The following is a 19,556-nucleotide window of genomic DNA, read 5'->3' on the forward strand; positions in this document are numbered from 1 at the left end:
CGATGGACCTCGCGTACACGGAGGAGGAGCGGGAGTTCCGGGCGCGGCTGCGCGAGTGGCTGGCCGCCGTGCTCCCCGGACTCCCCGCGAAGCCCCGCCCCGACGACTGGCCGGGGCGCCGCGCGTACGACACGGCCTGGCAGCGGATGCTCCACGACGCCGGCTACGCGGGCCTGCACTGGCCCGTCGACGCGGGCGGCCGGGGCGCGACCCCGACCCAGCACCTGATCTTCCTGGAGGAGACGGAGAAGGCCGGGGCCCCGTACGTCGGCGCGAACTTCGTCGGGCTGCTGCACGCCGGCCCGACGATCGCCGCCGAGGGCACCGCGGAGCAGCGGGCCCGCTGGCTGCCCCCGGTGCTGCGCGGCGACGAGATCTGGTGCCAGGGGTTCAGCGAGCCCGACGCCGGATCGGACCTCGCCGCGCTGCGGACCAGGGCGGTGCGCGACGGCGACCACTACCTGGTGAGCGGCAGCAAGATCTGGACCTCGCACGCGGAGGTCGCCGACTGGTGCGAACTCCTGGTGCGTACGGACCCGGCGGCGCCCAGGCACCGGGGGATCACCTGGCTCGCGATGGAGATGGACGCGCCCGGGGTCACCGTCCGCCCGCTGCGCACCCTCGCCGGGTCCACCGAGTTCGCCGAGATGTTCCTCGACGAGGTGCGGGTGCCCCTCTCGCACCGGGTCGGCGCGGAGAACGACGGCTGGCGGGTCACCATGGTCACCCTCTCCTTCGAGCGCGGTACGGCCTTCGTCGGCGAGGTCGTCGCCTGCCGCCGCACCCTGGACGCGCTGGCCGCCGAGGCCCGGCGCAGCGGGCGCTGGGACGATCCGGTCCTGCGCCGCAGGCTGGGCAGGCTGAACGCCGAATTCCGGGCGCTGTGGCGGCTCACCCAGTGGAACGTCAGCGAGGCCCAGCGAGCCGGCGGCGGAGGCGTGCCCGGCACCGGCGGCTCGGTCTTCAAGCTGCGCTACTCGCACGCCCGCCAGGAACTGTACGAGGCCGCCGCCGAGGTGCTCGGCGCGGACAGCGCGGACCTGGACCGGGAATGGGTCCTGGACCGGCTCTCCTCGCTCTCGTACACCATCGCCGCGGGCACCTCGCAGATCCAGCGGAACATCGTCGCCGAACGCATTCTCGGCCTGCCGAAGGGGCGCTGACGCACTCATGGACTTCCAGCTCTCGGACGACCAGCGGGCCCTGCGGGCGGGGGTGCGGGAACTCCTCGCCGGGCGTTTCGGCAGGGACCGGATGCGGGCGGCGCTCGACGACGGCACGGGCGTCGACAGGGCGCTGTGGCGGGAGCTCGGCGAGGCCGGGTTCTTCGCGCTGCGGCTGCCGGAGACGGAGGGGGGCGTCGGGCTAGGGCTGCCCGAATCGGTGCTGCTCTTCGAGGAGGCGGGGCGCTCGCTGCTGCCGGGGCCGCTGATCGCCACCCACCTCGCGGCCGGCCGGGTGAAGGGCGCGGCGCAGGGCGGGACGGTGGTCGCCGTGCTCGATCCGGGGCAGCCGGTGGCGCACCTGGGGGAGGCGGACGCGCTGCTGGTGCTCGGCGCCGGCGACGGGCCGCAGGCGTCCGCCGCGTCGGTGGACGTCTCCCGGGTGCGGGACGCCGCCACCCCCGTACGTTCGGTCGACCCGTTCACGCCACTGTGGCGGGCCGAGGACCCGGTGGAGGCCGGTGAACCGCTGCCCGGGGGCGGGCGGCTGCGCGACGAGGGGGCCCTGCTGGCCGCCGCCGAACAGCTCGGCAGTGCCGCCCGGACGACCGAGATGGCCGTCCAACACGCCGGTGAGCGCGAACAGTTCGGCGCGCCGATCGGCTCCTTCCAGGCGGTCAAACATCTGTGCGCCGGAATGCTGGTCCGCGCCGAACTGGCCCGCTGCGCCGTGTACGCGGCGGCCGTGACCGCGGACCCGGTCGAGATCGCGGGCGCCAAACTGCTCGCCGACGACGCGGCGGTCCGCAACGCGCGGGACTGCCTCCAGGTGCACGGCGGCATGGGCTTCACCTGGGAGGCAGATGTTCACCTGCACCTCAAACGGGCCTGGCTGCGGTCCGGGCAGTGGCTCACGGCGGCGGTGGCCGAGGAGGTGCTTGCGGGGGACCTGTGCTGAAGCGGGAGGGTTTCCGTGCAGGCTTCCGGCGACCGGCGGTGGGCGAATGTACGGTGCACGGAGGTGACAGGCAGGGCCACGAGCCTCACGCTGCGGAGTTACACAGTGCAGCCGGCGGGCGCGGGGGCCGGTCTCCGGCCTTCACGTTCTCCGTCACGGGGTGGAGTCGGCGCCGGGCTCGGGTACGCTCCGTTGGATGCGACAGGAACTGGAACCGGGCGATCCGGAGGTTGCCCGTGCAATGACTCCGGGTCCGGAGCGGTGCCCTGCTCGCGTTCCTGGCAGAAGCGCCGGGAGCGCCCGGGAGGCGGTTCGGGCGGCCTTTGCGTGCCTCTGTTCGACTCCCCGCAACGTGCGTCGCACAGTATGCATCACGCGTACTCCTTCGCGCTGGAATATGCCCGAAGCGCTTGTTGCGGTGACTGTACGTCAACCATGCTGTCTCGCAGGGGAGTCACGTTCCGTGACCCCGAGGAGGCGCGAGGCGATGTGTCCGCCGGTTCGGATGGTGTGAGCGGTGCAGGTGCTTCAGGTTCAGCTGGAGGTCGGGCCGGATCCCGCGGAGGTCGGGCGGGCCCGTAGATGGGCCCGGTCGAGACTGGTCGGGTCCGGGATAAGGGACGACGAGCCACTGGCCGAGACACTCATCCTGCTGATCTCGGAGCTGGTCACCAACGCGGTGGTGCACACCGGGTGCCCGGCGGTGCTGCGGATGCTGTTCGGCCTGACCGGATCGGCCGGTGCGCCCGGGACCGTCCGGGTCGAGGTGGCCGACGCCAGCTGCCGCCCGCCGCAGCAGCGCCACGCGGCCGGCGAGGACACCAACGGCCGGGGCCTGGAGCTGGTCGACGGCCTCGCGGACCGCTGGGGCTGGCAGCCGGAGGGCGCGGGCAAGCGCATCTGGTGCGAGGTCGACCGCGGCGCACCGCTGATCCAGCTGCCGCTGCACTCCGGCGCACAGGGCGTCGCCCCCTGCGCGGAGGACACGGGCCGTGATGCGCGCAAGCCGTCGCAGGTCGTTACGAACCTTGCATAAAGGTTAAAGCAGTTCTTCCGGGCTGCTGTCCGGCGCCGGCCGGTCCCGTCACAGGATGGCGACCGGCGCGACCGGGGTGCCGGTCGCGCCGACGAACGGCTCCGGCATCGCGGAGAGCAGGAAGGCGTACCGCTTCTCCTGTGCACAGGCTGTGGACAGCGCCTCCAGATTCCAGTTCTGGCCCTGCGGCATGCCCATCTCGACCAGGTCCAGGGCGTGCACCCCCAGCCACAGGTCCTCGATCTCCGGCGGGAAGATCTCGAAGGTCAGGGTGTCGTTGGCGACCGCCGCCGCATCGCGCGCGCGGAACCACTCGGGCGTCCGGACCGACAGTCCGGGCGACGGATAGCCGTACGCGTGCTTGTCGCCCGCCAGATACACCTGCACCTGCCCGGTCCGGACGAGCACGATGTCGCCGGACCGGACCCGTACCCCCGCCAGTTCCTCGGCCGCGTCCAGGTCCTCGGGGGTGACCGCGTGGCCACCGGGCAGCCGGTCCACGCCGTGGGCGCGCGCCACGTCGAGCAGCACCCCGCGCGAGACGATGTGCGGTGCCTTGTCGATCCCGCTGAACTGCGCGCCGCCGTGTGCGGTGATCGTCGCGGCCGGGCGGCCGTTGTAGATCTTCCCCGAGTGCGAGGCGTGGGTGAGGGCGTCCCAGTGGGTGGCCGTCTGCAGGCTCAGTACCGCCGTGTCGTCGCTGGTGGCGACGGTGCCGGGGCCGAAGAGCTCCTGGTTTATCTGGACCATGGTGTGCAGCGGATTGATCCGTCCCGGGATCAGCCCGCTCTGCACGCCGTCCTGCTGGAGCGGGAGTGCGAGCGGGATCCGCAGACCGCTGCGGACGGTGGCGGCGGCCTCGCGCACCACGGCGTCGGTGATCAGGTTGAGCGTCCCGATCTCGTCGTCGTCGCCCCAGCGGCCCCAATTGTTGACCCGCTTCGCGATGTCGTGGAACTCGGCCGGCAGTGACATGGCGCCTCCTGGGGCTTGTGCTCGTGGACCTGATGGCCCATAAAATCTAACGGTCCGTCAGAAACCGCGGGAAGGGGCCGGGCATGGGGAACTTCTTGGCAGGCAAGGTGGTGGCCGTTACCGGTGCCGGGCGCGGCATCGGGCGGGCGGTCGCGCTCGCGGCGGCGGCCGAGGGGGCGCGGGTGGTCGTCAACGACTACGGCGTCTCCATCGAGGGCGGCGAGCCGAGCAGCGAGGTGGCCGAATCGGTCGTCAAGGAGATCGGGGCGGCGGGCGGCGAGGCGGTGGCGGTCGCCGACGACATCTCCACGATGGCGGGCGGCCGGCGGATCGTGGACACGGCGCTCGCGCGGTTCGGGCGGATCGACGGGGTCGTCTGCGTGGCCGGCATCCTGCGCGAACGGATGCTGTTCAACATGTCCGAGGAGGAGTGGGATCCGGTGATCGCCACCCACCTCAAGGGCACCTTCACCGTCTTCCGGGCCGCGTCGGCGGTGATGCGCAAGCAGGACGGCGGCGGCACCCTGATCGGCTTCACCAGCGGCAACCACCAGGGCAGCGTCGCCCAGGCCAACTACAGCGCCGCGAAGGGCGGGATCATCTCGCTGGTCCGGAGCGCGGCCCTCGGACTGCACAAGTACGGCGTCACGGCCAACGCCGTCGCCCCGGTCGCCCGCACCCGCATGTCCGCCAACGTCCCCATGGAACTCAAGGAGATCGGCGAGCCGGAGGACGTGGCGGCGCTCGTCGTCTACCTACTCAGCGAACGGGCCCGCCAGGAGAAGATCACCGGCCAGGTGTACACCGTAGCGGGACCGAAGATCGCGGTCTGGGCCCAGCCGAGGGAGCTGCGGGCCGGATACGTCGAGGGGGCGTGGACCCCGGAACGGATCGCGGACTTCCTGCCGGGGACGGTGGGCACCGACCCGATGCCGATGCTGGCCCGGCTGGAGGAGATGGCCGCGGCGGCCGCGGCGAAGGCGCGCCCCAACGCGTGAGGCCCTGCACGGCGAGCGGCAACGGTCAGGAGACACCGTGGACTTCACCTTCGGCCCCGACGACACCGCGTTCCGCGCGGAGGCACGTGGCTGGCTGGAAGCGCATCTCGTGGGCGAGTACGCGGCGGCCGCCGGCACCGGCGGTCCCGGCAGCGAGCACGAGGGCGTCGCGATCCGCCGCGCCTGGGAGCGCGAACTCGGCCGGGACGGCTGGATCGGCCTCGGCTGGCAGAACCACGGCACCGGCCACGGCAACCGCCGCGCGAGCCTCACCCAGCAGGTCGTCTGGGCCGAGGAGTACGCCCGCGCCGCCGCCCCCGCCCGGGTCGGCCACATCGGCGAGAACCTCCTCGCCCCGACCCTGATCGCCTACGGCAGCGAGGAACAGCAGCGGCGCTTCCTGCCCGCCGTGGCGCGCGGCGAGGCGCTCTGGTGCCAGGGCTACAGCGAACCGGACGCCGGATCGGACCTCGCCGCGGTGCGCACCGCCGCCGTGCCCGACCGGAGCGGCGGCGGCCACCGGGTGACCGGGCAGAAGATCTGGACGTCACTCGCGAAGGAGGCGGACTGGTGCTTCGTGCTGGCCCGTACGGAGCCCGGCTCCAGCCGCCACCACGGCCTGTCGTTCCTCCTCGTACCGATGGACCAGCCCGGCAGGATCGAGGTCCGGCCGATCCGCCAGATGTCCGGGACCAGCGAGTTCAACGAGGTCTTCTTCGACGGGGCGCACGCCGAGGAGTGCGTCGGCGGCGAGGGCAACGGCTGGACGGTCGCCATGGGGCTGCTGGCCCTTGAGCGCGGCGTCTCCACGCTCGTCCAGCAGATCGGCTTCGCCGCCGAACTGGGCCGGGTGGTCCGGGCGGCCGTCGACAGCGGCGCCGTCACCGACCCGGTCCTGCGCGAGCGCCTCGTACGGCAGTGGGCGCAGCTGCGCACCATGCGCTGGAACGCCCTGCGCACCCTCGGCTCCACCGGCGACCCGGGCGCGCCCAGTGTGGCGAAGCTGCTCTGGGGCGGCTGGCACCAGCGCCTCGGGGAGCTGGCCGTGCAGGTCAGGGGTGCGGCGGCGGCCGTCGGCCCGGACGACTGGTCGGCGAAGGCACCGTACGGACTCGACGAGGCACAGCGCCTGTTCCTGTTCACCCGGTCCGACACCATCTACGGCGGCTCGGACGAGATCCAGCGGAACATCATCGCCGAGCGGGTGCTCGGCCTACCGAGGGAGCCGAGATGAGAGGCGTCGTCTTCGACGGCAAGCGGGCCGAGGTCGTCGATGATCTGGACATACGCGATCCGGGCCCCGGCGAGGTGCTGGTGGCGGTGGCCGCGGCCGGGCTGTGCCACAGCGACCTCTCGGTGATCGACGGGACGATTCCGTTCCCGTCACCGGTGGTGCTCGGGCACGAGGGCGCGGGGGTGGTCGAGGCGGTCGGCGCGGGCGTCCGCCATGTGGCGCCCGGCGACCACGTATCGCTGTCCACGCTGGCCAACTGCGGGGCGTGCGCCCAGTGCGACCGGGGTCGCCCGACGATGTGCCGCAAGGCGATCGGGATGCCGGGGCAGCCGTTCTCACGGCGTGGGGAGCCGCTGTACCAGTTCGCCTCCAACTCGGCCTTCGCCGAACGGACCCTGGTCAAGGCCGTGCAGGCGGTGAAGATCCCGGACGATCTGCCGCTCACCTCGGCGGCCCTGATCGGCTGCGGGGTGCTGACGGGGGTCGGCGCCGTGCTCAACCGGGCGAAGGTCGACCGGGGCGACACGGTCGTGGTGATCGGCACCGGCGGCATCGGGCTCAACGTGATCCAGGGCGCCCGGATCGCGGGCGCGCTGACGATCGTCGCCGTGGACGCCAACCCGGCGAAGGAGGCGGCGGCCCGGCAGTTCGGCGCGACACACTTCCTGACCTCGGCGGACGGGGTGCGGGACATCCTGCCGAACGGAGCCGACCACGCCTTCGAGTGCGTCGGTCGTACGGAGCTGATCCGTACCGCGATCGACCTGCTGGACCGGCACGGCCAGGCGATCCTGCTGGGCGTCCCGGCGGCCACGGCGGAGGCGTCGTTCCTCGTCTCGTCGATGTACCTGGACAAGTCGATCCTGGGCTGCCGGTACGGCTCCTCGCGCCCGCAGCGGGACATCGCGCTCTACGCGGAGCTGTACCGGGAGGGCCGACTGCTCCTGGACGAACTCGTCACCACCACCTACCCGGTGGAGGATTTCGCCGAGGCCGCGGACGACGCGCACCAGGGCCGGGTGGCGCGGGGAGTGCTGGTGTTCTGAGCCCCGTGGCCGGTCAGCCCCTCTGGTCAGCCCCTCCGGTCAGCCCCTTCCGGCGGCCCGGAACGTGCGCCGGTACACCGTCGGGGAGACCCCCAGCGCCGCCTGGAGGTGCTGCCGCAGTGACGTGGGCGTGCCGAAGCCCGCGTCCCGGGCCACCTGGTCGATCGACAGGTCCGTCGACTCCAGCAGTTGCCGGGCCCGTTCGACCCGCTGCCGGGTCAGCCACTGGACGGGGCTGACCCCGACCTCCTCCCGGAACCGGCGGGTGAAGGTCCGTACGCTCATCGACTCCTGCTGCGCCATGTCGCGCAGCAGGATCGGCCGTTCCAGCCGCCCGAGCGCCCAGGTGCGCGCGGTGGTCGTGGTCGCGAACTGCGTGTCGGGCACGGGGCGTTGGATGTACTGTGCCTGCCCGCCGTCCCGGTGCGGGGGTACCACCGTGCGGCGGGCCACGTCATTGGCGACGGCGCTGCCGTGGTCGCGGCGCACGATGTGCAGGCAGAGATCGATCCCGGCGGCGACCCCGGCGGAGGTCAGCACCTCCCCGTCGTCGATGAACAGGACGTCCGGGTCGACCCGGACCTCGGGGAAGAGCTGCTGGAAGTGGTCGGCGTGCGACCAGTGGGTGGTGGCGGGGCGACCGTCGAGATATCCGGCGGCGGCCAGCACGTAACTGCCCGTGCAGATGGAGACCATCCGGGTTCCCGGCCGGATGTGGGTGAACGCGGCGGACAGTTCGTCGGTGAGCCTGCCCTCGTCGAAGACGGGGCCGAGCTCGTAGCTGGCGGGAATCACCACCGTGTCGGCGGTGGCCAGGGCCTCGGGTCCGTGTTCGACGGTGATCGTGAAGTCCGCGTCGGTGCCGACCGGCCCCGGCGCGCGGACGGAACAGGTCACGACTTCGTACAGACTGCGGCCCTCTTCGTGCGGCTCCAGACCGAACGCGCGGCCGAATATCCGCTGGGGGATGCCCAGTTCGAAGGGGAGCAGCCCGTCGAGGGCCAGGACGGCTATTCGGTGCGGCATTGGCGGACTCCCTTCACCCCTAGTGGTATAGACCTCAACCCTGATACATGTCACTCCTGTGAAGGAAAAGTCAGCGGAGCACCCGCGCATTCCCGCCGCCGAACGCGATGACGTACAGCCCCTTTCGCCCGGTTCGTCCTCTGTGCGGCTGATCGGCGACGGTCGGCCGGAAGGGCTCTGGAACCGTAACTTCCGGCTCTTCTTCGTCGCCCGAACCGCCGCGCTCTTCGGTGACGGCATGATCCCGGTGGCGCTCACCGCGGGTCTGCTGGGAGCCGGCCGCCCGCACTCCTCCGTGGGATACGCGCTCGCGGCCTGGATGGGGCCGCTGGCGGTCTTCGTGCTCTTCGGCGGCGTACTGGCGGACCGGTTCACCCCCCGCCGGATGATGATCATCGCGGATGCGCTTCGACTGGTCGGCGCCTCCGTGCTGGCGTTCTCCTTCGCCACCGGGAACCCCCCGCTGTGGGCGGTGTACACGCTGAGTTCGGTGGCCGGGGTGGGCGCCGCGCTCTTCCAGCCGGGCGTCGCCTCGACCGTGCCCCGGGTGGCCTCGGACGTGCAGCGGGCCAACGCGGTGCTGAGGGTCTCCGAGGCGCTGATGACCATGGCGGGCCCGGCCTTCGCGGGCATGCTCGTCGGGCTGGCCAGCGCCGGGGCGGTCTACGCGGCGAACGCGTCGACGTTCCTGGTCTCCGGCGTCTGCCTGTTCCTGCTGCGGCTCGCCCCGGCCCCCTCGGACGAGGCTCGGCGCGGTGGCTTCGTCGCCGAACTGGTCGACGGATGGCGGGAGTTCCGGGCCCGCAGCTGGCTGTGGGGGGTGATCGCGATCTGGACGGTGTACGGATTCACGGTGCTCGGTCCGATGCTGCCGCTCACCGCGGTCGAGGTCACCGAGGCGCACGGCTCGGGAACGTACGGCGTGATGATGGCGGTGAACGGCGCGGGCAGCGTCGTCGGCGGGCTGCTCGCCCTGCGGCTGAGACCGCGCCGCCCGCTCGCGGCGGGGGCCGTGGCGCTGACCGGGGTCTGTGTGAACCTGGTGGCGCTGGGGCTCGGGATGCCGGTGTTCGCACTCGGGGCGGGGCAGTTCGTGGCGGGTGCGGCGTTCGCGTTCTGGCTGGTGATGTGGTCGACGACGGTCCAGACCCATGTGCCGCCGGAGGCGCTGAACCGCCTGCACGCGTACGACGTGGCGGGCTCGTTGCTGATGCTGGCGGCGGGCCGGGCGCTGGCCGGACCGGTCGCGGACCGGGTGGGCGCACCCGAGGTGCTGCTGGCCGGAGCGGTGATCAACCTGCTGGCGGTCGCGGTGCTGCTGGTGGCCCGGCCGATCAGCCGGCTGGAACGGATCCGATGAGGGAGGACGATGTGCCGACGGCCTCGTCCCGCACGGCCGCGCGGGCTGCCGCGGGCCTGCGTGCGCGTGCGACCGCGGCCGGGGCCGCGGTGCTGACCGTCCTCGCCGGGCTCGGGGTCAGGGCGTTCGCGGACGGCGACCTCGCCAAGTACGCCGGGGACGCGCTCTACACCGTGCTGGTCTGCGCCCTGGCCGCCGTGATCGCGCCCGGCGCACGCCCGGTCGCCAAGGCCGGGGCGGGACTGGCGTTCAGCTGGGCGGTGGAACTGCTCCAGCTGACCGGGGTGCCGGCGGACCTCTCCCGCCACAGCGCGGTGGCCCGGCTGGTGCTCGGCTCGACCTTCAACGCCCCCGACCTGTTCTGGTACGTGGTGGGCGCGGGCTTCGCCTGGGCGGTACTGGCGGTGGCCGAGTCCGCGACTGGTTCCGCCGGTTGCGCTCCTCGGACTTCTGCGTCTCGATGACCTCGAAGACATGGGCGCTGGTCTGCCTGCGCACCGTCCCGGCGACGAGCAGGCCCGCGCCGACGACGGACAGGGGAGCGGAGATCCCCAGCACGGTCAACTGCTTCGGTGCGCCGGTGTCCACCTCGCACGCCGACGACATGGTCCGGTAGCAGTACATGTCCTGCTGCCCCGCCGGCAGGAAGCCCAGCCAGACCCACAGAGCGCAGGCGACGAGCAGCAGTACGCCCCAGGTCCGCATCAGCGCGGAACGGTGGTGGAAGTGCCGGCGTGCTGCCCACTGCATGGAGCCCCCCGGATCGGTGCGCGACGAGGCCGGCGGACCCGGCTCCTCGGCCGACTGGCGATCGTACGCGCATGCGGGCCGTCCGTCCGGGCCGGAAAGCGGCGGTCCCGATGGCCCGATCCCTGCGAACAGTGTCCCTCCGGCCACTCGTGGGGAGGTGTGCCGCGCGCCGATGCTGAGTGACGTGACCCAGACAACCGAAAGCGCCGCCGCCCGGGACGACGACCGGCCGACAGCCCCCGTGGTCCCCGCAGCTTCCGCAGTCCCCGGGCGTGCCTCCCGCCGGCGTGTTCACCGTGCCTGGATCGTCGCCGCCGTCACCTTCGTGACGATCATCGGCGGCGCCGCCTTCAACTCACTCCCCGGCCTCCTCATCGACCCGCTCAACGCGGAGTTCGGCTGGTCGCGCGGGGAGATCGGCCTCGCCGTCTCCATCGACATGGCGCTGTACGGGCTCACCGCGCCCTTCGCCGCCGCGCTCATGGACCGGTTCGGCATCCGCCGGGTCGTCGTCGTGGCACTCAGCACCGTGGCCGCCGGGGCGCTGGCCGGCGTGTGGATGACCGCCGCCTGGCAGCTGATGATCTATTGGGGGCTGCTCGTCGGCCTCGGCACCGGCTCCATGGCGCTGGCGTTCTCCGCCACGGTCACCAACCGCTGGTTCGTGGCCCGGCGCGGCCTGGTCACCGGCATCCTCACCGCGGCGGGCGCGTCGGGACAGCTCGTCTTCCTGCCGCTGTGCGCCTGGATCGTCGACCGGCACGGCTGGCGCCCGGCGTCGGTGACCGTCGCCCTCGCCGCCCTGGCCGTCGTCCCGTTCGTCTGGCTGCTGCTCCGCGACCACCCGGCCGATGTGGGCCTGGCCCCGTACGGCGGGGAGTACGCGGACAAGCCGGCGCCGGCGCGCGGGGCGGCGAGGCGGACCGTACGCGTCCTGATCGACGCGGCCCGCACCGGACCGTTCTGGCTGCTGGCCGGCACGTTCGCGATCTGCGGGGCCTCGACCAACGGCCTGATCCGTACGCACTTCGTGCCCTCGGCCCACGACCACGGCATGCCCATCACCGCCGCGGCCTCGCTGCTCGCCGTCATCGGGATCTTCGACATCATCGGCACCGTCTTCTCAGGCTGGCTCACCGACCGCTTCGACGCCCGGCGGCTGCTGGCCGTCTACTACGCGCTGCGCGGCGTCTCGCTGCTCTTCCTGCCGATGCTGATGGCGCCGACGGTGCACCCGCCGATGGTCTTCTTCATCGTCTTCTACGGACTGGACTGGGTCGCCACCGTCCCGCCGACCCTGGCCCTGTGCCGCGAGCGGTACGGGCAGGACAGCGCCATCGTCTTCGGCTGGGTGCTGGCGTCCCATCAGGTGGGCGCGGCGCTGGTGGCGTTCCTGGGCGGGGTGGCGCGCGACGTGTTCGGTTCGTACGACGTGGTCTGGTACGCGTCCGGGGCGCTGTGCGCGATGGCGGCGCTGATGGCGCTGGTGATCCGGCGGGTCCGGGAGCCTGCGGAGGCGGTCGTCGGACTCGGCTGAAGGTGCGGGGGCGGCGGCCCGTGGTTCAGACCGCCGGGCGGTGGGCGTGGAGGTGCTCGGCGACGGCGAGGAAGACGTGCAGGTTCGCGATGTCGCTGACGGCGCAGCTGCACCAGGCGCCCGAGCCGCCGGTCCCCGCGACGAGGACCCGGCCCGCCCTGACCTGGATCGCCCGGACTTCGGACCAGGGGAGCAGACCCTTCGCCCTGGCGGTCAGGCCGGTGGCGGAGAGCGAGAGGTCCCCGAAGTTCACCGTCTCGCCCGCCAGGACCGATTCCAGGGCCGTCGGACCCTGGGTCCGCAGGACGGCCTGCTGCATATGAGGTCCCCAGGTCTCGGGGCCCTCGTAGAAGTGGGTGATCGTCGCGTGGTCCCGGCCCGGTCCCACCGCGGAGTAGACGTACTCGGTGGTCGACGGGATGCCGTTGATGATCTTCCGGGTGATGTTCTGGTAGAGCCGTACGGAGTCCCAGCGGACGACGACCACGCCGTCGCCGGACTGCGGGTGCACCATCAGGCCGTGCTCGAACAGGTGGAGACGCTTGGCGGCCTGTCTTCGGCTGAAGTCCGGGGTCCGGCGCAGCCACCAGAAGAACAGCACACCGGGTATCACGAACAGCGCCAGCAGATGGACCGTCGTGAAGATGTAGAGGGCGAAGAGCAGCTTGTTCAGGCGCTTGGGGACGAACGTGCCCTGCAGGTCGCCGAGTCGGTGGGTGGCGGCCAGTTCGGCGGCCTCGGGTGACAGGGTGTTCGGTGCTGCTGCCATGGACGTTTCCCTCGTCTCGAAGCTCGCCAACTCGTTCTGAAACTAGGGCCGGACAAGGCATTCCACCAGCGACTAGATTGCATGTGAGCCATGCATGGGGGGAATGTGTTCGAGATCGACGCGCTGCGTCTGCTGGTGACCGTGGCCGAGACCGGATCGTTCACGAAGGCCGCGGTCCGGCTCGACTACACACAGTCGGCGGTGTCCCGGCGGATCGCCTCGCTGGAGAAGGAGACGGGCGGGCCGCTCTTCGAGCGGCTGGCCCGGGGCGTACGGCTGAATCCGGCCGGTCACGCCCTGCACCGGCACGCCGTGGAGGTGCTCGCGCGTCTGGCGGGCGCGCAGGACGAGATGGCCGCGATCCGGGCCGGGCGGGGCGGCCGGCTGCGGGTGGGGGCGTTCGCCACGGCCAATGTCTCGCTGGTGCCCGCCGCGCTGCGGGCGTTCGCCCGGTCCAGGCCGGAGGTCGAGATCGTGGTGGTGGAGGGCCGGAGCGGCGAGTCGATGCGGCGCCTGGCGGAGGGGGCGATCGACCTGGCCGTGGTCAGCGACTACCCGTCCGGTGTGCCGCCGGTCGACGGCGTCACGACCGAGGTCCTGCTGGAGGACGAGCTGTTCGTCGTCCTTCCCCGCGACCACCGGCTGGCCGGAGCAGGCACGATCGATCTGCGCGAACTGCGCGACGAGACCTGGCTCCAGGACGTCTCCGCCGACCGGCCCATGATGCTCGCCGAGGTCTGCGGCCGGGCCGGCTTCCGGCCGAAGCGGATCACCAGGATCGGCGAATGGACCGGCAAGTTCGGCTACGCGGCGGCCGGACTGGGGGTCGCGCTGGTCCCCTCGCTGTCCGCCCGGGCGGTCCCCGCCGAGCTCGCCGTATGCCGGCTCGGCGACCTCGCGCCGCACCGGACCGTACACGTCGCACTGCCCGCCGGCGCGCCGCTTCCGGCGGCGCTGGAGCTCCGGGATCTGCTGTACGAAGCGGTCCCGCGCGGCGCCGCCGGCTGAGCGGCCGACGCGCTCACCCGTCGAGCGGCCCGAACCGTCCGAACGTCCCCCGGTGGAACAGCAGCGGATCGGCCCCGTCCACCGCCCCCATCGCCGCCACCCGGCCGACGACGATCAGATGGTCGCCCCCGGTGTGCACCGCCTGGACGCGGCAGTCGATCCAGGCCGGTACGGAGTCCAGCAGCGGTGATCCGGTCGCCGGGGCGGCCTCGTACGCCACCCCCGCGAACTTGTCCGCGCCGCTCACCGCGAAGCTCCGGCACAGCGCGCCCTGGCCCGCGCCGAGGATGTTGACGCAGAAGGCCCCGGCGCGCGCGATGCGCGGCCAGGTCGTCGACGTACGGGCGACCATGAACGTGACCAGCGGCGGATCGAGGGAGAGCGAGGCGAACGACTGACAGGCGAAGCCCGCCGGGCCCGCCGGGTCGTCCGGGTCGTGTGCGGTGACGATGGTGACGCCGCTGGCGAAGTGCCCCAGTACGCGGCGGAATTCGCCCGGGTCGACGGGCGGCCGCTCCCCGTCGGCAACGGCTCGCAGATGCGGGCGCGGCAGCGGATCGACCGGTGCCGGCCCTGAGGTGGTGGCGGCGCCGACGGACCTGAGGTACCGGACGGCGATGGCGGCCATGCCTGCGTGTCCCATCACCCTTCGATTAGAGCTGACACCCCATCAGATGGGAAGGCCCGGGGGCAGGCGGCTTGGACCTGCCTGTGTGCTGCAAGGTACATTGCATTGCATGGAACCAGGTGATCCGATCAACCGACCCGCGAGCAAGGCCGAGAGCCAGCTCCGCAAGGGCGTGCTGGAGTACTGCGTACTCGCCCTGATGCGCGACGGGGCGCGGTACGGGGTCGAACTGCTGCGGGAGCTGGAGGAGACCGGGGCGCTGGCGACCAGCCAGGGCACGGTGTACCCGCTGCTGTCACGGCTGCGACGGGATCAACTCGTCGTCACCACCTGGCAGGAGTCCGCCTCGGGGCCACCGAGGCGCTACTACGAGCTGACCGAGGCCGGACGCGCCGCGCTCGCGGAGTTCGCGGGAACGTGGCCCGTTTTCCGGGATGCCGTCGACCACCTTCTCGCGCCGAAGGCGCAACCGCAGGTATCTGGAGAGACCGGACGATGAACACGAAGAAGTCGCACAGCGTCGGAAACAGCACCGGGAACAGCACCGGGAGCGAACTGGTCCGGGACTACCTCGCGGCGGTCGAGCGCGAGGCGTCGGCGCTTCCTGCGGACCGCCGCCAGGAACTCGTGGCCGATCTCGCCGAGCACATCGAGATCGCGCTCGCCGAGCGGCCCGGCGGAAGCGACCGGGAGGTCCTGCGCGAACTGGGCGACCCGCGCGCCATCGCCGCCACCGCCCTCCAGGAGTCCGGGTTCGGCCCCGGGGCGGTTCCCGGTGCCGGCGCTGTCCCCGGCGCGGGGGAGGCGCCCGGTCACCGCTCGCCCGCGTGGCTCGTGGTGCTGCTGCCGGTGCTCGCCTTCGGTCTCGGCTATCTCTGGGTTCCGCTCGGCTTCGCGCTGAAGGTGGCAGGAGCCGTCGTGCTGTTCAGGTCCCGGCACTGGACGAAGAGCCAGAAGTGGACCGGCTTCGGCCTGACCGCGCTGGCGCCCTCGCTGATGAACGTCGCCTGGTTCCTCTTCAGCTACCCCAACGACCCGTCGCAGGCCGAGTACTGGACGGCGATCGTGGCGGTGGCCGTCGTGACGGTCGCCGGGGCGGGCTGGCTCTGGCGGGTGCGGAGCGACGCGAACGCCGGGCAGCGGTAGTAGTCCTGGGCAGGGCCCACCCCCGACGATCGTCAGGGGTGGGCCCTGCCGTTCGGCCCGGGTCCGCGGTCCGGGCCGCTCCTAGATTCACGTTCATGAGACGAGAAACCGGAAGCAGGACCCGTACCCGGTCCGCTCGGCCGCTGTCGGCCTGCGTCGTACTGGGTGCGGGGGCGGCAGCCGTCGTGGGGCTCGCCCCGGGCGGGTCGGGCGCGGCGGACGCCGTGGAGGTGACGGGCGGTGCGTCGGCGTCCGCGTACCGCTCGGTGACCGGGGCGGTGGCCGACGCGCCGTCCTGGGCGGGACCGCTGCTGGAGGCGGCCACCGACGGCACCCTGGTCGTCCTCGGCCTGCTGCTGGCATGGGTCTGGTGGAGCGCCGTACGCCGCGGGGACACCCGGGTCTCCGCGGGCACGGTGCTCACCGGCATCGGCACCGTGCTGGCGTACGCGGTCAGCGAGGCGGTGAAGCTGGTGGTGGACGAGGAGCGCCCCTGCCGGGCCCTGCACGGCATCGCGGAGACGGCCGCCGAGTGCCCGCCGCCCGGCGACTGGTCCTTCCCGAGCAACCACGCCACCCTCGCCGTCGGCCTCGCCGTCGGCCTGGCCGTGCTGCGCCCGCGCCTCGCCGCCGTCACCCTGCCGGTGGGCGCGGCGGCGGCGCTGCTGCGGGTCATGGTCGGCGCGCACTACCCGCACGACGTGCTGGCCGGCGCGGTCCTCGGGGCCTCGGTGGTGGCGGCCGTGCTGCTGGCGTTCCTGCCGCTCGCCCGGCGTGCGGCGTCAGCGATCGAGCGGCGGCTGCGTGGGCGCGACGATTCCGGCCTCGTGGGCGACGACGGCCGCGGCGGCCCGGTTGTCCACGCCCAGCCGGGCCAGGATGGAACTCACATGTGCCTTGACCGTCCCTTCCACCACATGGAGCCGACGGGCGATCTGCCCGTTGGACAGCCCGCTGCCGAGGAAGGTCAGTACGTCGCGTTCCCGGCCGGTGAGCGCACCGACCCGTTCCCGGGCGGCGGCCCGGCGGCCGGCCAGGGCGCCCGCGCCCGTCGCCGAGAGATGGGCGACGACCCGCGCCGCGACCTTCGGTGACAGATAGGCGGCCCCGTCGGCCACCGCGCGGACCCCCGCGATCAGTTCCTCGGGCTCGCCCGACTTGATCAGGAAACCGGCGGCGCCGCCTCCCAGCGCCTGGAGGATGTAGTCGTCCTCCCCGAAGGTCGTGAGCATCACGACCCCCGTCTCCGGCACGGTGCGCCGGATCTCGGCCGCCGCCTCGATGCCGTTCGTCCCCGGCATCCGGATGTCGAGCACGGCGACGGCCGGGCGGTGGCGGCGTACCAGCTCCACGGCGTCGCGCCCGTCGGCGGCCTCGGCGACGACGTCGATGTCCGGATCGGTGGACAGCACGGAGCGCACCCCCGCACGGATCATCGGCTCGTCGTCGGCGATCAGTACCCGGATCACCGTCCGCCCACCTCCCCGGAACCGGCCGTACTCACGGCGTCAGCGCCTCCTTGGACATCAGCCGGCCGTCCCGGAAACAGAGCCGGTAGGCGTCCCCCGACCGGTCGTCGAAGCGGTCCGCCGTCATCGCGTAGTACCGGCATGTGATGCCCTCACCCTTCGGTTCCCCGGCCACCGGCCGCTGCCTGGTCTCGCGGTCGGGCAGCAGCGGCCCGACGCTCTCCCGATCCTGTCCCACCCGCAGCCGGGCGTAGTCGCCCGGGTCCAGCACGGACAGCCGGGCCGAGCGGATGTCCCAGGCCATCAGCGCCGCGCTCAGCAACGCCCAGGCCACCAGGGGCAGCACGACCGCGACGGCCAGTGCCCGGCGGGCCCGGCTGCGGGCGTGCCGGTGTTCCGGGGGCAGCGCCGGGGGAGCGGCCCGAGGAGCGGCGGGTGCTCGGTGGGCGAGTGCGGCGGGCGGGGCGTGCGGGATCCGGGCGGTGACCGCGAAGCCGCCCTCGTACGGGCCGTGCGCGAACTCGCCGCCCGTCAGCCGTACCCGCTCGTCGAGCCCGACCAGTCCCCGTCCGGTGCCCGGGACGCCCTCGGCGCGGGCCGGTGCGGGCGCGGGCCCGTTGGCCACCCGGACCGTCGTCTCCCCGGCCGCATGCGTCACCCGCACGTCCACCCGCGCCCCCGGCGCGTGCTTGGCCGCGTTGGTCAGGGCCTCCTGGACCACCCGGTGGGCGGCCCGCGCCGCCGCCGGGGACATGGCGCCGGCCTCCCCCTCGACCCGCAGGCCGACCGCGAGCCCGGCGGCAGCGGCCTCCTCGACCAGCCGGGGGATACCGGTGCCGGAAGGCTGCGGCGACTCCTCGCCCGCCTCCTCGCGCAACAGGCCGATCACCTCGCCCAGCCGCTCCACCGAGGCGGCCGCCCGGGCCCGGATCTCCCCGGCCGCGGCCCGGTGCGCCTCGTCGAGGCCGGGGGCCAGCTTGAGGGCGCCGGCCGACAGCGCGATGAGGCTGAGGTCGTGTCCGAGGACGTCGTGCATGTCCTGGGCGATCCTGGCCCGTTCGCGGGACCGGGCCTGCTCGGCGACGAGCCGCTGTTCGCGCTCCAGCCGGCCCGCGCGCTCCCAGCCGGCCCGGACGAGCTCCTGGTACTGGCGCCAGAAGCGCCCCGCGAACCACGGCAGCATCGCCGCCACCGCCACCACCGCGACGAACCGCCCCGCCATCAGCAGCCAGGAAGGCACCAGGGCCACCGCCACCACGCCACCGGCCAGCACCGCCACGAGCACCAGGACCGTGGGCCCGGTCCTCCCGGGCTCCCGCCCCGCGAAGAACGCCGCGACGGCGGCGGGCAGCGCCCACCACAGACTGACCGCGCTCAGCCCGACGCAGACCGCCGCCCCGACGGCCAGCAGGCTCCCCGGGGCGACGGGCGCCCGCCGGACCGCACCGCTCGACATCACTCTCTCCACCTCTCCACCCGGACGACCGTACGCAGCCGGGCAGTGCCCCGACACTGCCGAAAGTCACCGTTGCCAATTGCCTGGCGCCGGGCAGGCGGGGACGGCTAGGCTCCTCAACGAGACGGAGCGTCCCGTCTCGTTGTCGGACGACGAAGGAGTGGCATCCCGTGCCGAGCACCAGAACCTGGTTCATCACCGGCGCCTCCCGTGGCCTGGGACGCGCCTTCGCGGAGGCCGCGCTGTCCGCCGGGGACCGGGTGGTGGCGACCGCCCGCGACATCGGCCCGCTCGCCGCTCTGACGGAGAAGTACCCGGACCGACTCCGCGCGCTGCCCCTCGACGTCTCCGACCGGCAGGCCGTGTTCGAGACCGTGGAACGCGCGGCGGCGGCCTTCGACGGCCTCGACATCGTGGTCAACAACGCCGGCGGCCTGCTGTACGGCATGGTGGAGGAGGCCAGCGAGAAACAGATCCGGGACCACCTCGACGTCAACTTCTTCGGCGCCGTCTGGGTCGCCCAGGCCGTCCTTCCCCACCTGCGTGCGCGTGGCTCCGGGCGCCTTTTCCAGGTCACGTCGATGGGCAGCGGCGGCGGCATGGCCGCCGTCGGCTTCTACGGGGCGGGCAAGGCGGCGCTCGACTCGGTCAGCGAGGCGCTGGCGATGGAGGTCGAGCAGTTCGGTATCAAGGTCACCATCATCCGGATGGGCGGCTACGCCACGGGCCTGTTCACCTCCGGCACCACGGCGACCACACCCGACCCCGCCTACGCCGGACTGCGCACCCGGCTGGAGGAGATGTGGGGCGACGACGCGGGCCCGGACCCGAGCGAGGCGGCCCCCGTACTCCTGGAACTGGCCGCCCTGCCCGACCCGCCGCGCCGCCTGATCCTCGGCAGCCGGTCGTTCGACATCGTCCTGGAGATGGACCGGGCCCGCGCGGAGGAGTACCGCGCCTGGGAAACCCTCAGCCGCATGGCACCGGGGTGAGCACG

The 19,556-nt window shown here is 72.9% G+C and carries 20 protein-coding genes and 1 pseudogene; 15 read left to right on the plus strand and 6 right to left on the minus strand.

Features of this window, described 5'->3' with window-relative positions; all coding sequences use genetic code 11:
• Positions 1–2: 2 nt before the first annotated feature.
• From ACFVH0_RS07145 to ACFVH0_RS07155, 3 genes are all read left to right on the plus strand, one after another.
• Complete coding sequence (locus tag ACFVH0_RS07145) at positions 3–1,163, plus strand: acyl-CoA dehydrogenase family protein (protein ID WP_385818516.1); 1,161 nt, start codon at positions 3–5, stop codon at positions 1,161–1,163.
• Between the two features lie 7 nt (positions 1,164–1,170).
• On the plus strand, positions 1,171–2,121 hold the full coding sequence (locus ACFVH0_RS07150; RefSeq protein WP_385818518.1) for an acyl-CoA dehydrogenase family protein: 951 nt from the start codon (positions 1,171–1,173) through the stop codon (positions 2,119–2,121).
• A 517-nt stretch (positions 2,122–2,638) separates the two neighbouring features.
• Positions 2,639–3,157, plus strand: a complete 519-nt coding sequence (locus ACFVH0_RS07155; RefSeq protein WP_385818519.1) for an ATP-binding protein — start codon at positions 2,639–2,641, stop codon at positions 3,155–3,157.
• A 48-nt stretch (positions 3,158–3,205) separates the two neighbouring features.
• Here the strand turns inward: ACFVH0_RS07155 and ACFVH0_RS07160 are convergent, their stop codons facing one another.
• The gene (locus ACFVH0_RS07160; protein WP_385818521.1) at positions 3,206–4,132 is read right to left on the minus strand and encodes a cyclase family protein; all 927 of its coding nucleotides are present in this window, start codon (positions 4,130–4,132) and stop codon (positions 3,206–3,208) included.
• Positions 4,133–4,215: 83 nt separating this feature from the next.
• On the opposite strand from ACFVH0_RS07160, the gene ACFVH0_RS07165 reads away from it, so the two are divergent.
• From ACFVH0_RS07165 to ACFVH0_RS07175, 3 genes are read left to right on the plus strand one after another with little or no spacing between them, the layout of a single operon-like run.
• A complete protein-coding gene (locus tag ACFVH0_RS07165) occupies positions 4,216–5,130 on the plus strand; it encodes an SDR family oxidoreductase (RefSeq protein ID WP_385818522.1) in 915 nt (304 codons plus the stop codon).
• A gap of 37 nt (positions 5,131–5,167) precedes the next feature.
• Entirely contained in the window at positions 5,168–6,364 is a 1,197-nt protein-coding gene (locus ACFVH0_RS07170; protein ID WP_385818523.1) for an acyl-CoA dehydrogenase family protein, read from the plus strand.
• The gene (locus ACFVH0_RS07175) at positions 6,361–7,410 is read left to right on the plus strand and encodes a Zn-dependent alcohol dehydrogenase (protein ID WP_385818524.1); all 1,050 of its coding nucleotides are present in this window, start codon (positions 6,361–6,363) and stop codon (positions 7,408–7,410) included. Before ACFVH0_RS07170 ends, ACFVH0_RS07175 begins: the two co-directional genes overlap by 4 nt.
• Positions 7,411–7,449: 39 nt before the next feature.
• Here the strand turns inward: ACFVH0_RS07175 and ACFVH0_RS07180 are convergent, their stop codons facing one another.
• Entirely contained in the window at positions 7,450–8,436 is a 987-nt protein-coding gene (locus tag ACFVH0_RS07180) for a GlxA family transcriptional regulator (protein ID WP_385818525.1), read from the minus strand.
• A gap of 142 nt (positions 8,437–8,578) precedes the next feature.
• Here ACFVH0_RS07180 and ACFVH0_RS07185 point away from each other — a divergent pair, with 142 nt between their 5' ends.
• The 4 genes from ACFVH0_RS07185 (at position 8,579) to ACFVH0_RS07200 (ending at position 12,083) form a co-directional block, all read left to right on the plus strand.
• Positions 8,579–9,796: an MFS transporter gene (locus ACFVH0_RS07185; RefSeq protein WP_385818591.1), complete on the plus strand. Its 1,218-nt coding sequence runs from the start codon at positions 8,579–8,581 to the stop codon at positions 9,794–9,796.
• Positions 9,793–10,260 (plus strand): DUF2809 domain-containing protein, encoded by a 468-nt coding sequence (locus ACFVH0_RS07190; protein WP_385818526.1) that lies wholly within the window; start codon positions 9,793–9,795, stop codon positions 10,258–10,260. Before ACFVH0_RS07185 ends, ACFVH0_RS07190 begins: the two co-directional genes overlap by 4 nt.
• On the plus strand, positions 10,257–10,412 hold the full coding sequence (locus ACFVH0_RS07195) for a hypothetical protein (protein WP_385818527.1): 156 nt from the start codon (positions 10,257–10,259) through the stop codon (positions 10,410–10,412). The genes ACFVH0_RS07190 and ACFVH0_RS07195 overlap by 4 nt, the downstream gene beginning before the upstream one ends.
• 306 nt (positions 10,413–10,718) lie before the next feature.
• Positions 10,719–12,083 (plus strand): MFS transporter, encoded by a 1,365-nt coding sequence (locus ACFVH0_RS07200; protein WP_385818529.1) that lies wholly within the window; start codon positions 10,719–10,721, stop codon positions 12,081–12,083.
• A gap of 25 nt (positions 12,084–12,108) precedes the next feature.
• On the opposite strand, the gene ACFVH0_RS07205 is transcribed toward ACFVH0_RS07200, so the two are convergent.
• Positions 12,109–12,852 carry a DUF6585 family protein gene (locus ACFVH0_RS07205; RefSeq protein ID WP_385818530.1) on the minus strand — a complete coding sequence of 248 codons (744 nt, stop codon included), beginning with the start codon at positions 12,850–12,852 and terminating at the stop codon, positions 12,109–12,111.
• Between the two features lie 105 nt (positions 12,853–12,957).
• Between ACFVH0_RS07205 and ACFVH0_RS07210 the strand changes: the two genes are divergently transcribed.
• Positions 12,958–13,860 (plus strand): LysR family transcriptional regulator, encoded by a 903-nt coding sequence (locus ACFVH0_RS07210; protein WP_385818592.1) that lies wholly within the window; start codon positions 12,958–12,960, stop codon positions 13,858–13,860.
• 13 nt (positions 13,861–13,873) lie between these two features.
• On the opposite strand, the gene ACFVH0_RS07215 is transcribed toward ACFVH0_RS07210, so the two are convergent.
• Positions 13,874–14,488 carry a flavin reductase family protein gene (locus ACFVH0_RS07215; protein WP_385818593.1) on the minus strand — a complete coding sequence of 205 codons (615 nt, stop codon included), beginning with the start codon at positions 14,486–14,488 and terminating at the stop codon, positions 13,874–13,876.
• A gap of 109 nt (positions 14,489–14,597) precedes the next feature.
• Here ACFVH0_RS07215 and ACFVH0_RS07220 point away from each other — a divergent pair, with 109 nt between their 5' ends.
• From ACFVH0_RS07220 to ACFVH0_RS07230, 3 genes and pseudogenes are all read left to right on the plus strand, one after another.
• Entirely contained in the window at positions 14,598–14,987 is a 390-nt protein-coding gene (locus ACFVH0_RS07220; RefSeq protein WP_385818532.1) for a PadR family transcriptional regulator, read from the plus strand.
• The gene (locus tag ACFVH0_RS07225; protein ID WP_385818533.1) at positions 14,984–15,634 is read left to right on the plus strand and encodes a DUF1700 domain-containing protein; all 651 of its coding nucleotides are present in this window, start codon (positions 14,984–14,986) and stop codon (positions 15,632–15,634) included. The genes ACFVH0_RS07220 and ACFVH0_RS07225 overlap by 4 nt, the downstream gene beginning before the upstream one ends.
• A gap of 95 nt (positions 15,635–15,729) precedes the next feature.
• Positions 15,730–16,377: pseudogene (locus ACFVH0_RS07230) on the plus strand (phosphatase PAP2 family protein); the annotation flags it as partial.
• Between the two features lie 39 nt (positions 16,378–16,416).
• On the opposite strand, the gene ACFVH0_RS07235 reads toward ACFVH0_RS07230, so the two are convergent.
• Together ACFVH0_RS07235 and ACFVH0_RS07240 are read right to left on the minus strand one after the other, a co-directional pair.
• A complete protein-coding gene (locus ACFVH0_RS07235; protein WP_385818534.1) occupies positions 16,417–17,103 on the minus strand; it encodes a response regulator in 687 nt (228 codons plus the stop codon).
• Positions 17,104–17,134: 31 nt separating this feature from the next.
• Positions 17,135–18,559 carry a sensor histidine kinase gene (locus tag ACFVH0_RS07240; RefSeq protein ID WP_385818535.1) on the minus strand — a complete coding sequence of 475 codons (1,425 nt, stop codon included), beginning with the start codon at positions 18,557–18,559 and terminating at the stop codon, positions 17,135–17,137.
• 170 nt (positions 18,560–18,729) lie between these two features.
• Between ACFVH0_RS07240 and ACFVH0_RS07245 the strand changes: the two genes are divergently transcribed.
• A complete protein-coding gene (locus ACFVH0_RS07245; RefSeq protein ID WP_385818536.1) occupies positions 18,730–19,551 on the plus strand; it encodes an SDR family NAD(P)-dependent oxidoreductase in 822 nt (273 codons plus the stop codon).
• Positions 19,552–19,556: the final 5 nt, after the last annotated feature.

The sequence above is a fragment of the Streptomyces sp. NPDC127117 genome (assembly GCF_042677325.1).
In the GTDB taxonomy this organism is placed as follows: Bacteria; Actinomycetota; Actinomycetes; order Streptomycetales; family Streptomycetaceae; genus Streptomyces.

Excerpts from the sequence above, each read along its gene's own strand:
- ACFVH0_RS07145 (WP_385818516.1), top strand. The coding sequence starts at position 3 with ATGGACCTCGCGTACACGGAGGAGGAGCGGGAGTTCCGGGCGCGGCTG.
- ACFVH0_RS07150 (WP_385818518.1), top strand. The coding sequence starts at position 1,171 with ATGGACTTCCAGCTCTCGGACGACCAGCGGGCCCTGCGGGCGGGGGTG.
- ACFVH0_RS07160 (WP_385818521.1), bottom strand. The coding sequence starts at position 4,132 with ATGTCACTGCCGGCCGAGTTCCACGACATCGCGAAGCGGGTCAACAAT.
- ACFVH0_RS07165 (WP_385818522.1), top strand. The coding sequence starts at position 4,216 with ATGGGGAACTTCTTGGCAGGCAAGGTGGTGGCCGTTACCGGTGCCGGG.
- ACFVH0_RS07175 (WP_385818524.1), top strand. The coding sequence starts at position 6,361 with ATGAGAGGCGTCGTCTTCGACGGCAAGCGGGCCGAGGTCGTCGATGAT.
- ACFVH0_RS07180 (WP_385818525.1), bottom strand. The coding sequence starts at position 8,436 with ATGCCGCACCGAATAGCCGTCCTGGCCCTCGACGGGCTGCTCCCCTTC.
- ACFVH0_RS07190 (WP_385818526.1), top strand. The coding sequence starts at position 9,793 with ATGAGGGAGGACGATGTGCCGACGGCCTCGTCCCGCACGGCCGCGCGG.
- ACFVH0_RS07195 (WP_385818527.1), top strand. The coding sequence starts at position 10,257 with ATGACCTCGAAGACATGGGCGCTGGTCTGCCTGCGCACCGTCCCGGCG.
- ACFVH0_RS07200 (WP_385818529.1), top strand. The coding sequence starts at position 10,719 with ATGCTGAGTGACGTGACCCAGACAACCGAAAGCGCCGCCGCCCGGGAC.
- ACFVH0_RS07205 (WP_385818530.1), bottom strand. The coding sequence starts at position 12,852 with ATGGCAGCAGCACCGAACACCCTGTCACCCGAGGCCGCCGAACTGGCC.
- ACFVH0_RS07215 (WP_385818593.1), bottom strand. The coding sequence starts at position 14,488 with ATGGCCGCCATCGCCGTCCGGTACCTCAGGTCCGTCGGCGCCGCCACC.
- ACFVH0_RS07220 (WP_385818532.1), top strand. The coding sequence starts at position 14,598 with ATGGAACCAGGTGATCCGATCAACCGACCCGCGAGCAAGGCCGAGAGC.
- ACFVH0_RS07225 (WP_385818533.1), top strand. The coding sequence starts at position 14,984 with ATGAACACGAAGAAGTCGCACAGCGTCGGAAACAGCACCGGGAACAGC.
- ACFVH0_RS07240 (WP_385818535.1), bottom strand. The coding sequence starts at position 18,559 with ATGTCGAGCGGTGCGGTCCGGCGGGCGCCCGTCGCCCCGGGGAGCCTG.